We start from the raw sequence: 10,471 nt of genomic DNA, 5'->3' as shown, positions 1-10,471 counted from the left end.
ATCGAATTGGATGTTCTGAAATTCCTGAGAACCCAAATCATGTATGGAGCGATATAAAATCGAAAACCTCTATAATCAGTGAAGCAAAATGTTACTGTAAAATCGCAAAGTCGATCATTGATGATTTTCGTCCAATCGTCCTTCTCTTCGAGAGCAATGAGATGATCAGGTGCAACATCGCAACTATCCGCATACTCCGCTTCGATAAGACTTATTCCGCCGTCCAAGCAAACTCCCGCAAACGCATTGAATATGCGAGCTGAAAGTTCTTCAGTGCTGGGTGATTTCATATTTTTGCCTGACGACCCAAGCTCAGCGACGATCTCATCGAGGCGGTTGGAGCGCACGGTGTGCTCACCAATTCCCGCGACGCTCGAGCGGACGGCGGGGAGGCCGTTCGCTGCAGCGCATGGTTAGGCTGATGTGGGTGTCTCATGCTTGGTGAACAAGCTTCGCCGCAATGACGGAAACGCGAATAAACAAAGGACGGCAAAAACCAGACCGGGCAATATCACGCAAATAACAACTGAAGCCGCCACATAATTCAAGCCCACATACCCAAAGAACAATAGGAAATCTACCGAAGCCTGGAATAGAGTATCTGAAAACGCTCTGAAATTTGGGATGAAAACAATCAGAACCACCCAAACAATGGCGTATGCAATCTTGAAGAAGTGCTTCTTAAGTATGCGGTCAACCAGCGCAACGTAGATAAATGGAAGGATGATGTAGTAGACGATGATATTGATCTCGTTGTATGTAAATCCGGTGACCGAAGCGATCCAGTTCAGACCATCTGCGACAATTCGGAAAACGAGATTCATGGGACCAGCCTAACGTTTGAAGAGTGGCACGGCGGGGTTCAGGTAACCAGAGCGAAGCGAACTAGAGGCGTTGTCCGCCGTTGCCACCACTGACTTGTTGGGCTTGTTCTGTTTCGCCAGTCCGAGTGAAGCGCTCCAGTACCCCGAATGCGGGGAAAGCGAATACCCCACCCCCGGGAGCCTCGAACTGAAGCATGCCACTGCCGTATCCGCGAACCTTCAGATCGTTTGCATCACCCCGAAATACCTCGGCGCGATTACGTGTGAGCGTGATCTCCGCCCCGTCGATCAGAATCTCCCATCTTATCACCAGTCGCCTACCAACAAATCCCGCCACCACGACCAGAACGACGGCTGTGAATACCAAGTTCAGGTAGTCCCACACACCGTGGTTCGTCTGACCCAAGAACGATCTGATATCCATAATGCCTCGAAACGCAATCCACAGAGGCACGAATAGCAGCAGAAACGCTGCCGGGTCCCCCCACTTGGTCTGGCTCGATTTCATTTTGCCCAACGTATGAGGCCATGCGCAGCGGCATGGAAGCACCAAAATCAACTAACGGCTTTGTTGCCGGTTGCATCCCACGAAGTGTTCGTCAGGATTTTCTTTCTATGACGTCCCAGGCTGAGTCGCAACCCCAGCAGAACTCCAGTGAATAGAAGCGCAAGGGCTGCGCCCCACACGTGGATGAGCCCCCATCCGAATCCTACCCCCGAGCCTTCCGCCCATCCAAGCGAGGTTCGACGGAAGCATACCAATAAATCAAGCCACCACCAAACGTCACCCACGCCAAGGCTGACAGCACCGTGGCTACGATCAGTGACACACTTGCCAATCGAGTTGACCGCAGGTTAAACCCGCTCAATATGCCGAAGCATCCGCCAACAAAAGCGGCTACACATGCGGGCAAGAGCAGAAGCGGATTCATTTTGGACGAACGTTAAGGATCAGACACGGAGGGGCGAAGCTCCGGAGTTGTCTGTGCCGCCTGGTTCGGCACATCCCTGAGCTTCAAAACAACACCAAGGAGGTGCCTCCAGCGTCGGCGCATCATCCAGAAGACTATTGGCCTGAGCCACGGACGAACGTCGATACGCGGTTCGAGCTTCTCACGAAGCCACGCCTCATCAAAGCCGGCCCACTCGTCGGCAATGCTCAAAAGATTCCACTTCAATACCGGCGTGACTTCAAAGCGTAGAATCTCGTCCAACTTCTTTTCGGTATACGGCGACGCAGCGAGCACTCTCGCGATGCTCTGATGATCATCTTCTTGAAGCTCGGTATCCAGAAAAAGCTCGGAGAGGGCGTTCCATACCGGAAGGCGCTCCTCGACTGTGGCGTTGGTCGCGATCATCTTTCTTTGCCGAACGCTCAATGTCCACACATCCGCTACCGGGGGCGCGTGTCACTTACGGATTTGGGGTTGTAGTTACGGAAGATCATCGAAACAGAACGGTTCCTAGCGGTTACGTGGCACGGCTTGTTGTGCTTCTTGTTTCGGATAGTCTGGCGGAGCTTGTTGATCGAGATCAAACCCACATCTGCCACAATGATGAACCTGATCAAACCCTCTGGGACCCGAGGGAATGATTAGAGTTCTTTTGCAATTTGGGCATTTCAACCCGCCAAACAATCTTGATACGAATATAATCGGAATCAATAAGACCGTATATTCGACTCTGCATGAAAACACCAGAAAGAGAATCAAAGAGAAAACGGCAATGCTTGGATAAAAATTCCCACGCCACCACCTTTTGTGGAGGAGCTGCTTGTAGGTCTTCATTTTCAGCACAACGTTGGAGCGGTGGCACGGCAGTGTCGAGCGTCCAGAGCGAAGCGAATTAGCGAGCTAGTCCGCCGTTGACGCCCGCGGCTTGTTCTGCTTTTCGATTCTTGATCGGTTTGGTCTCCTCCCGGATTACCGCCAACGAGGAATCGTAGAAGGTGGTCACAATCTTGGTGTCGTCAGGAATGGAGACTTGAGACACTTCCTGGCGTGCGATCATATCCGTAATACTGCTGGTGGTCGGAAACCTCATCAGTAAGCAAGACCCACTCTCTTCGGGAGTCGAAGCGAGCGCAAACCCAATGCGGGGACGCCCGAGTGAAAATAGAAGCTCCTCAGACTCGCCCTTCCGGAGAGGGAGCATGTATACCTCTACGCTGCCATCTGACTTCACTTCGTATCGTCCAAGTAGGTCCGCCGGTTCATGGGCTGAGGAATAGTGAACCACGAAACCGCCATGGAATCGGATGTAGTCAGATCCATCGCACATGCACGAAATCAGCCTTCCAGCGGAATAGACTCCTTCGACCTTACGAGGGATGCTCAGGATGCCAACGGTCACACTCAACACGAACACGACGGCCAAAGCCGACTTCATCAAAATCGTTCGAAATCGTCGTTTCATCTCTTGCAGAACATCATAGCACACCAACCGCCTGACGGCAGCCGCGCGCTGGCTGGGAGCTGAGGGTTCTAATCACGGCTTGTTAGCGATTTTTCATTATTACACGGCCAGCTTGAATCCGGCCATCATCAGTTGGGAGATGCGACTTGTCGAAGATTGACCAGTCGATCCGCTTTGACTTGTATCCCTCAGATTCAATTACAATGTTGGCACGTGGAACGCTCGCCCATGCCGGACCTCCCAACCAGGTCCAGTAGCGATTCTTTAAGGCTGCTACCCTGATCCTGCCGTTGCTGGATGTCTGTTGTTCAAATCGCGAACTGCCCATGACGATCGATGCATTCTTGCGTCGCAATGGCTCGCCGCTCGTCGCGTCGACCAGTGTTGCATCCACTCCGTATCGACTAACCGAATACGTGGGGGATGGAAGCGGATAGCAACTCGCAGCAGAGAGAGCGATTGCGAACAACGGGATCATTTTCATTTTACGCTAACGTTAGAGGTATGGCGCGACGCCCGAGCCATGACGGCGCTCCGTGCTAGCTTTGAAGAAATTGAACCACCAAAACGCAAACGCAGCAAGGCCGCGGTTAGGCGTCGCCATCGCCGACTAGTTCTGCTTCTTATTCAAGGAATCCAAGCGTGTTCAATCCTTCTTTGAGAACAACCTAAACGGCCACCATTCTCTTATCGATCTTCCTGGCGGCACCTCTTGTTCAATCCTCACTTTGAGGACTTCCATGCAGATTTCATCGAAAATTGCAGCGTTCTCGTGACGAACACTGATTGTTGTTGTTACTCCCATTCCGAAAGTTCCTGCCCGTTGGTTTGTTGGCATCGCATAACGGGCTTTTGAACTGTCACTTGTTGTTTTGAAGGGAATACTCTTTTCCTCCAGCTTCCGTATGATGCTCTTCGCGTGAACATGCTCAACCGTAATTTCGGGCATAGTTTTATGCAGAACGTTATAGCTGTAGCAGCGGCGCAAAGGAAGCCCGAATTCAATGAAGAGCGCTATCGCCGCTTGCCACGAGCGACGGCACGCCCATCAGAAAGTATCCCATCGCGAGGAAGACAAGAACGTCGGTTCCGACATGACGCCTGGACATCTCAATGCTGTAAGAGTCGGTGATGTAAGTCCCCGCCTCAAAGTCAAAGCCGTTGCATGACTTGTAAAAATACGAGCAATAGAAGATACCGACAAACAAGGGAACCGGCAAAAGCGCACCAATGACACAGTGTATGGCTCTTCTGGGGACGATGCTCATCATTTTTGAGAGAACGTCAAAGGACACAGGCCCCCTGACCGGGGGCGCGGTTTCGACTGCGGGTTGAAAGTTGAACGGTCATGATGGATTGAACTCGCGGCGGGGCAGGTGTTGAGAGCGACGACTTGTTCACTGTCCAATTATTCCGGAGAGGGCCAGAATCCCGAGTAGTGGAAAAATGAGCGCAAATAGAACCAGAGCACCAACAAGAATCCGCCACGAATTCGGCTCAAGGGCGCAAGTCGTCGGCTTATGGGCGTCATAGTGGACGGTGACTTCCGCGCCTAGTGTGTACTTGGCATAAATGAGCTTAGCGAGGAATTTTGCCCAATAGACATGGATCAACCCGATGCGGCTGGAAGAATATTCTCTCCCATCAACTGAGTAGGAATACTTGATGCGAGGCGACCAAACAGAGTTTGCCGCCGAATGGGTCATGACGCTCGAAAGGTTGGAGGACGTAATCACTCCCTGAGTACGGGCGGAAAGAGAAACCTTCGACAGCTCCCTATACCACTTGCCAAACTTGTAGACGAAAATGATGGGGACGAGAATAAACACCCATCCAACTACTTGTCTGGCCGCTTCCTGATCTTCCATTTTCAGTGAACGTCGAGGTGTGGCACCGGCTACCGGGTGCGCCACTCCGCAACAGGGTTAAGGGTTGTAGTTACGAGGGTCATTTCGACTCAGAGCGGGTAGCCGGTTGTCCACCACGGTCTTGTTCGCTTTGTAGCTTTTCTTGGCTGGCGATTAGCTCCGTGAACTGCAGAGACGGGCCTCCGTCGGTCCCAAATAGCGCCTTCATTCGGTTCAAGTAGTGCGCATTGTCCGAACCATGGCGGGTGGCAATAATCCTCACGCACCGCCAGCAAACATCATCAAAAACCAGGTCACAATTCTGATGTCCGGCTGTCTGTGGACAGGATGCTACGGAGCAAGCCACGCCGAGACGGTAGAGCTGCTCAGATGAAAGTTTTTCAAGGTGCAACCCTTCAATCTTCTTCTGAACAGTCTTGTTGAGATTCGAGGAACCCTTCTCAAACGGGTCGGGCTGGTGCTCCTCAACGATCTCCAGAATCTTCGATTGAAGGGTAATGAACTGCCTAATGTCATGTTCCTTGTCTGGGTAGGCAAAGGCTGTGCCGCCAAGGAAAAGAAGAAATGCAAGTGTTCTCATTTTGAGCCGAACTTAATAGCTATCGCAGCGGCGGAAAGGAAGCCCGGATTCAACGCAGAGCGTTGTCGCCGCTTGCCACCAGCGACTTGTTGGCCTCCTCTTTTTTTCCGGGCTGTTCAGCCCTGCCTCAAAACAGCCGGAGTGCACGCGATAAATCCAAATACTGCCAGAATCACAAAACCCCAGACTGAAAGTCCTCGATCAAGTCGGATATACAGGGTCGAGAGAAGGGCCGTAAGTAAGGCTGACCCGATCGCGATAGGCATGCATACACCTTCCTCGATCACCCTCAACAGATCACGACCAATGAAAAATTCGTCCGAGCGCGGGGATGCTGACAAATAAGAGGCAAAGGCAAAATACCGAGCGAGCACGACCGCGACGAACGGGGAAGCCGCAACAACTAGCAACGCCCTGAGAAGATCGGCTCGGGTCCTCGGCACAGCGTTCATGATTCGTGGCCAACGTTAAAGGCCATCCGACCGCGCCCTCAAGCTCCGATTCAATTTGGCAGCTTGTCGCCGTCGGATGCCGCGGCTTGTTGAGCTTATTTATTTTTTGGCGGCTTCACTCTCCCGATCCGCGATCTAGATTCTTCACTGGTGAGAAATACGCCAACAGTTGCCCGCACTTACGAGCAGCCAAATACAGCGCCGCCGATACAAACACGCAGATGATCCCGACTACTGGATTTGAGGCGTAAATCCCGGCAACGATGAACGAAACGATCAGAGGGGACTTCAGCATCCATCCCTTCAATCCGGAGATTAAGGATAAAATCAGTGGTGCAATGAATCCACCAATGGCCATCGAAATCAATGTCGAATCTGGAGCTCCGGGTCCGCGCTTCGCATCAATGCCCTTGCTAATGCCGTATGCGAGGACGAGCGCGACAACGAAGGTTAAGACCAACTGCGCCCCAAAGGCTTTCCATGACCATTTCATGATCTCTTCTCTATTTCTGCCCAACGTTAAAGGCCATCCAACCGCGCCCTCAAGCTCCGATTTGTGCCGAACCAAGTTCTCGTGAGACACGACTCTTCGCAGCAATCCGATCTACTACCAACCAAGTCCAAGCAACCAAATTCACTCCGACTCTCCCATCACCAACCCGGAAGTCATTCCGGCAGCCAACATCAAGGTTAAACTACCGAATCAATTGTATTCATTCTTATCCAGAACGTCATAGCACATCAACCGCCTGGCGGACCGCAGCGCGCTGACTGTGGGTGAGGATTGGTAATCACGGTGAAAATTCGACTCGGAGCGGGTCAGGCGGTTGGGTGCTGCGGCTTGTTCGCCTTGGGTTTAGTTGATCGGCTCTGGCGGACCGCAGCGCCCTCCCGAAGTAATGCCATCACGCCACTGGTCGAGCACATGCTGGATCGTCCACTGCAGTTCATCCTGATTGCACCAATACTCGTCGATGGTTCCGGGATTCGTCCACCTCGATCGATTAAAGCCATACTCGATGTCGTTGAACCAGATTACTGTCGTACCGTAGATCCCCACGACCCAGAAACCACCGCCCAATGCGCCATAGGTATCCTCCTGCCACTTCACCGGATCGATCTTGATGATCTCCCAAAGGCGGCGCTGAGGTAAGCTCATCTCCTCCCACCCACGATTGATGATATCCCAAAGGTCGCTTTCAGAGATTGGGCTCCAGCTACTCATTTTTCGGGCGACCGTATAAGGCCATCCACGGCGGGGAGGGAAGCCCGAATCCAAATTGGGACGTTTCCCGCCGTTGGATGAGCTGGCTTGTTCTCTGGTCTTCGTTGATTGGGTCCGTAGAGGCCAGGTAATCTCGTCCGATGTGCCCATCAACCAGAGCGAATTATCCAACCAGGTTGGCTGTATACCCAAAAGATAGACTGTGAAATATTCATTCAGCAGATTCCCTTTTGAATCGTAGAGCCGAATAAATCCATCGATACTATCTGATCCGCCACCGGGCATACCCATCTGAAATGCGCTTGGACCAATAGTTGCGTAGCGCTGGAAATAATATTGCCCGCTCTCGTCATATTCCCTGTCACCATAGGCGGAACCTGAATGCCAGATCTTGTAACCTACAAACGCCGTCACAAGGGGCAGAACCACAACCACTATTCGTGCGATCCTGATGCACTTCCGGCGCAGAAGCTTGAATACGAGGAACAGCGCTCCCGAATAGATCACGATACCCAATCCGGCTACAATTACGCTTATCATTTTTCAGAGAACGTTTAATGTCCAGGCACGGGCGATAGCCCGCCGCCTGTCACATCTTGTTCGCCGTTTCTGATGTTAAGTGGGTTCATAGGCAGAAGGATTCGATCGGAAGTGATTCTCGAATGTACCGACAAGGAAATCGTCGTCCGGGATCTTCTCGTAATATTCTTCATCCAACACGGATTCGTAATCTTCAGTATCTTCTCCGGAAATCAGAATACCCTTGGCTCTCGAAAGCATTGAGCTGATTGAATCAAGGCCGTAAAATCTGTAACCTGCCTCTGCCTCGTTGAGTTCAATCTCTGTAAGGCATTCGACCGCATGTAAGACGCCCCCGTTTATGGTCAAGCCATGCGCTCTGAGCAAATTGGCTAAGGCACGATCACCAGAACGGGCTTCAGAGATACCTCCACTGCATGCGCGATTCCAGATCGTATCAGTTTGTGACAAACGGTTCATGCATCTTCTGGCGAACGTCAGAGTGTAGGCAACCGCGCGCTGGACAGTCCAGAGCGTAGCGAACTAGCGGCGTTGTCGCGGTTGCCTACCACGGCTTGTTATGCAAGGATTTTTAGGATTGTGACACCCGCGATCAAGAGCATGGTTGCCATAGCCCAGAGTCTCTCTCCACGTAGAATTCCGATCGCCACTGCAATCAGCGCAACGACGGAAACGACCGACACGATAGCCACCTGGGAAATATCAGTCACTGCCTGACCAATACCGAGCGAATCTTGTGGCTGGATCCAAAACCGTGGTCCAAGCAGCAACCCCAGACAGAGCATCCCTGCGAGCAATGCGCAGCCGAACTTTGCTGGGCACGAGCGACCCAACAGTCCGTCTGCAATCTTCGCACCCGTCAGGCGACCGCCCAGAGAGTTGGGAATGATCGAATTCTGGATGCCCATTTTCTGCATAACGTCGAAGGCCATGCCCCCCTGACCGAGGGCGCGCTTTCGACTGCGGGTTGAGGGTTATGCTACCAGTGGTCATCGAACTCAGGGCGGGTCAGGGGTTGTATGCGGCGGCTTGTTGGGCTTCTGATTCTTCGGAGTATTTGGTGCCCCAGAGCATCAATGCGCTGACAGCAACAAATGGTGAAGCAGCAAACAAGAGCGGCAAAGCAAGGCAGGACAATGCCGTGTAATTGTGACTCTGAAATGTGCCCCACAATCCATATAGTGAAAGCGAGCCAAATAAAGCATTACTTGCAATGGCAGGTGTGAGCATCCATCTGCGATGTCGCCAAACGCCGATGGTGAACACAACAACAGCGATGCATGCACCCGCAACGATCCATCGCTCAATGGAAGAAACATGAATCGTCGTCATCGTATACATTACGAACGGTTCTACAGTTGCTGTAATCGCTAGACCCGTCAGAAGCCAGAACACAACTTTGGAAGTTCGATTCATGAGTTTTTTGCCCAACGTCAGAGCACACAGGACCCCTGACCGGGGGCGCGGCTTCGAGTGCGGGTTGATGTTTGAACGGTCATGGCGGATTGAACTCGCAGCGGGTCAGGGGTTCTGTGCTCCGCCTTGTTCTCTGTTAGTTTTCTAGCGGGTAGCCTACCTGCTGAAGGTCATCCTGAATGTCTTCAAATCCAATCTCAGGATTCAGTGCCTCAACGATCTCGGGTGTGAGGGGGCGATGAGCCAAGATGTGCTCGATCACGGCACGATCCAGCTCCAACTCGTAGTAGTCGGAAGCAAACTGAAGGTAGCCGTCGCATGGGTCTGAAAGAATACTCAGAAACTCTTCCGCACCAGTTTCCGCGTGCGCCTGCCCAGCCTACTCGCTCCACGACGCGTCACCAGCGAGATGCCAGTAACAGAAGCTGGTCGAGTCCCAATGAAAGGCGGGCTCGGTCGCGAACTCGGCAAGCTCCCGAGGAAGGGCGGCTCGGATACGCCGCACAAGTTCAGCATCCCTCGCGGAAGGATATTCGTGGGCAAGGCCCTTGATCCCCGCAAACCCAGATGCACCGAGTAGGACAAACCAATCGTCTCCGCACCCGTTCCGCATGCTGGCCATCTCTTCGGTGTCTGACCAACGCGAATCGAAGCTGTAGTAGCGATCCTCCCACTCCGGGCAAATGATGAGATCCAGGGTCGCTAGAGAATTGGTGATTCGTCTAAGTTCAGGGATGCTTGGAAGCGCTATCATTTTTCAGAGAACGTCAGAGCACACACACCGCCTGACGGCAGCCGCGCGTTGACTGTGGGTTGAGGGTTGTCATCACGGTAGGAATTCGACTCGGAGCGGGTCAGGCGGTTGGGTGCTGCGGCTTGTTCGGCGCTTGATGTTCTTTAGTATCTGATAGTTCCTTGAACGAAAGCTCAATGCCCCAGAATCCTCCAAGCTGGTGATCTAGTGGACTGATCCTGAGAATAGACTCATCTAGTCGGATTGCCAATGGGCCTGCCAGCACAGCACTGCCTCTTGGTTCAGCTTCACACATAAATCTCCCTTGGCGCGCACCCACTTCTCCGGTGACATAGCCTCTTCCAGAGAAGGTGCCGTCGTCTGTGAATAGTTCCATTGGGTGCATTGTCTTATTTCT

16 protein-coding genes are annotated in these 10,471 nt (G+C 52.5%); 1 reads left to right on the top strand and 15 read right to left on the bottom strand.

Features of this window, described 5'->3' with window-relative positions:
• The 6 genes from JIN85_RS21500 to JIN85_RS18995 all read right to left on the bottom strand — a co-directional run.
• Window positions 1-347, bottom strand: a 347-nt coding sequence (locus tag JIN85_RS21500) for a DUF6714 family protein (protein ID WP_234047519.1), incomplete at its 3' end; no start/stop codon positions are given.
• A gap of 66 nt (window positions 348-413) precedes the next feature.
• Complete coding sequence (locus JIN85_RS19015) at window positions 414-824, bottom strand: hypothetical protein (protein ID WP_200273803.1); 411 nt, start codon at window positions 822-824, stop codon at window positions 414-416.
• A 61-nt stretch (window positions 825-885) separates the two neighbouring features.
• Window positions 886-1,332 (bottom strand): hypothetical protein, encoded by a 447-nt coding sequence (locus JIN85_RS19010; RefSeq protein WP_200273801.1) that lies wholly within the window; start codon window positions 1,330-1,332, stop codon window positions 886-888.
• A 436-nt stretch (window positions 1,333-1,768) separates the two neighbouring features.
• Window positions 1,769-2,182: a DUF7079 family protein gene (locus JIN85_RS19005; protein WP_200273799.1), complete on the bottom strand. Its 414-nt coding sequence runs from the start codon at window positions 2,180-2,182 to the stop codon at window positions 1,769-1,771.
• A 487-nt stretch (window positions 2,183-2,669) separates the two neighbouring features.
• A complete protein-coding gene (locus tag JIN85_RS19000; protein ID WP_200273797.1) occupies window positions 2,670-3,212 on the bottom strand; it encodes a hypothetical protein in 543 nt (180 codons plus the stop codon).
• Between the two features lie 673 nt (window positions 3,213-3,885).
• The gene (locus JIN85_RS18995) at window positions 3,886-4,188 is read right to left on the bottom strand and encodes a hypothetical protein (RefSeq protein WP_200273795.1); all 303 of its coding nucleotides are present in this window, start codon (window positions 4,186-4,188) and stop codon (window positions 3,886-3,888) included.
• A gap of 55 nt (window positions 4,189-4,243) precedes the next feature.
• Between JIN85_RS18995 and JIN85_RS18990 the strand changes: the two genes are divergently transcribed.
• Window positions 4,244-4,408 carry a hypothetical protein gene (locus tag JIN85_RS18990; protein ID WP_200273794.1) on the top strand — a complete coding sequence of 55 codons (165 nt, stop codon included), beginning with the start codon at window positions 4,244-4,246 and terminating at the stop codon, window positions 4,406-4,408.
• A 228-nt stretch (window positions 4,409-4,636) separates the two neighbouring features.
• Here the strand turns inward: JIN85_RS18990 and JIN85_RS18985 are convergent, their stop codons facing one another.
• From JIN85_RS18985 to JIN85_RS18945, 9 genes are all read right to left on the bottom strand, one after another.
• Window positions 4,637-5,107, bottom strand: a complete 471-nt coding sequence (locus JIN85_RS18985; RefSeq protein WP_200273792.1) for a DUF3592 domain-containing protein — start codon at window positions 5,105-5,107, stop codon at window positions 4,637-4,639.
• Between the two features lie 79 nt (window positions 5,108-5,186).
• The gene (locus JIN85_RS18980) at window positions 5,187-5,687 is read right to left on the bottom strand and encodes a hypothetical protein (RefSeq protein ID WP_200273790.1); all 501 of its coding nucleotides are present in this window, start codon (window positions 5,685-5,687) and stop codon (window positions 5,187-5,189) included.
• 567 nt (window positions 5,688-6,254) lie between these two features.
• Window positions 6,255-6,632: a hypothetical protein gene (locus JIN85_RS18975; protein WP_200273788.1), complete on the bottom strand. Its 378-nt coding sequence runs from the start codon at window positions 6,630-6,632 to the stop codon at window positions 6,255-6,257.
• A 363-nt stretch (window positions 6,633-6,995) separates the two neighbouring features.
• Entirely contained in the window at window positions 6,996-7,904 is a 909-nt protein-coding gene (locus JIN85_RS18970; protein WP_200273786.1) for a hypothetical protein, read from the bottom strand.
• Window positions 7,905-7,979: 75 nt separating this feature from the next.
• Window positions 7,980-8,363: a hypothetical protein gene (locus JIN85_RS18965; protein ID WP_200273784.1), complete on the bottom strand. Its 384-nt coding sequence runs from the start codon at window positions 8,361-8,363 to the stop codon at window positions 7,980-7,982.
• A 98-nt stretch (window positions 8,364-8,461) separates the two neighbouring features.
• A complete protein-coding gene (locus JIN85_RS18960) occupies window positions 8,462-8,836 on the bottom strand; it encodes a hypothetical protein (RefSeq protein ID WP_200273782.1) in 375 nt (124 codons plus the stop codon).
• Window positions 8,837-8,912: 76 nt separating this feature from the next.
• Window positions 8,913-9,320 (bottom strand): hypothetical protein, encoded by a 408-nt coding sequence (locus tag JIN85_RS18955; RefSeq protein ID WP_200273780.1) that lies wholly within the window; start codon window positions 9,318-9,320, stop codon window positions 8,913-8,915.
• A 379-nt stretch (window positions 9,321-9,699) separates the two neighbouring features.
• A complete protein-coding gene (locus JIN85_RS18950; RefSeq protein ID WP_200273777.1) occupies window positions 9,700-10,074 on the bottom strand; it encodes a hypothetical protein in 375 nt (124 codons plus the stop codon).
• Window positions 10,075-10,174: 100 nt separating this feature from the next.
• On the bottom strand, window positions 10,175-10,471 hold a 297-nt coding region (locus JIN85_RS18945; protein WP_234047518.1), incomplete at its 5' end, for a hypothetical protein.

Source organism: Luteolibacter pohnpeiensis (assembly GCF_016595435.1).
Classification (GTDB): domain Bacteria; phylum Verrucomicrobiota; class Verrucomicrobiia; order Verrucomicrobiales; family Akkermansiaceae; genus Luteolibacter; species Luteolibacter pohnpeiensis.
This window is presented reverse-complemented; position numbering and strand designations above follow the sequence as displayed.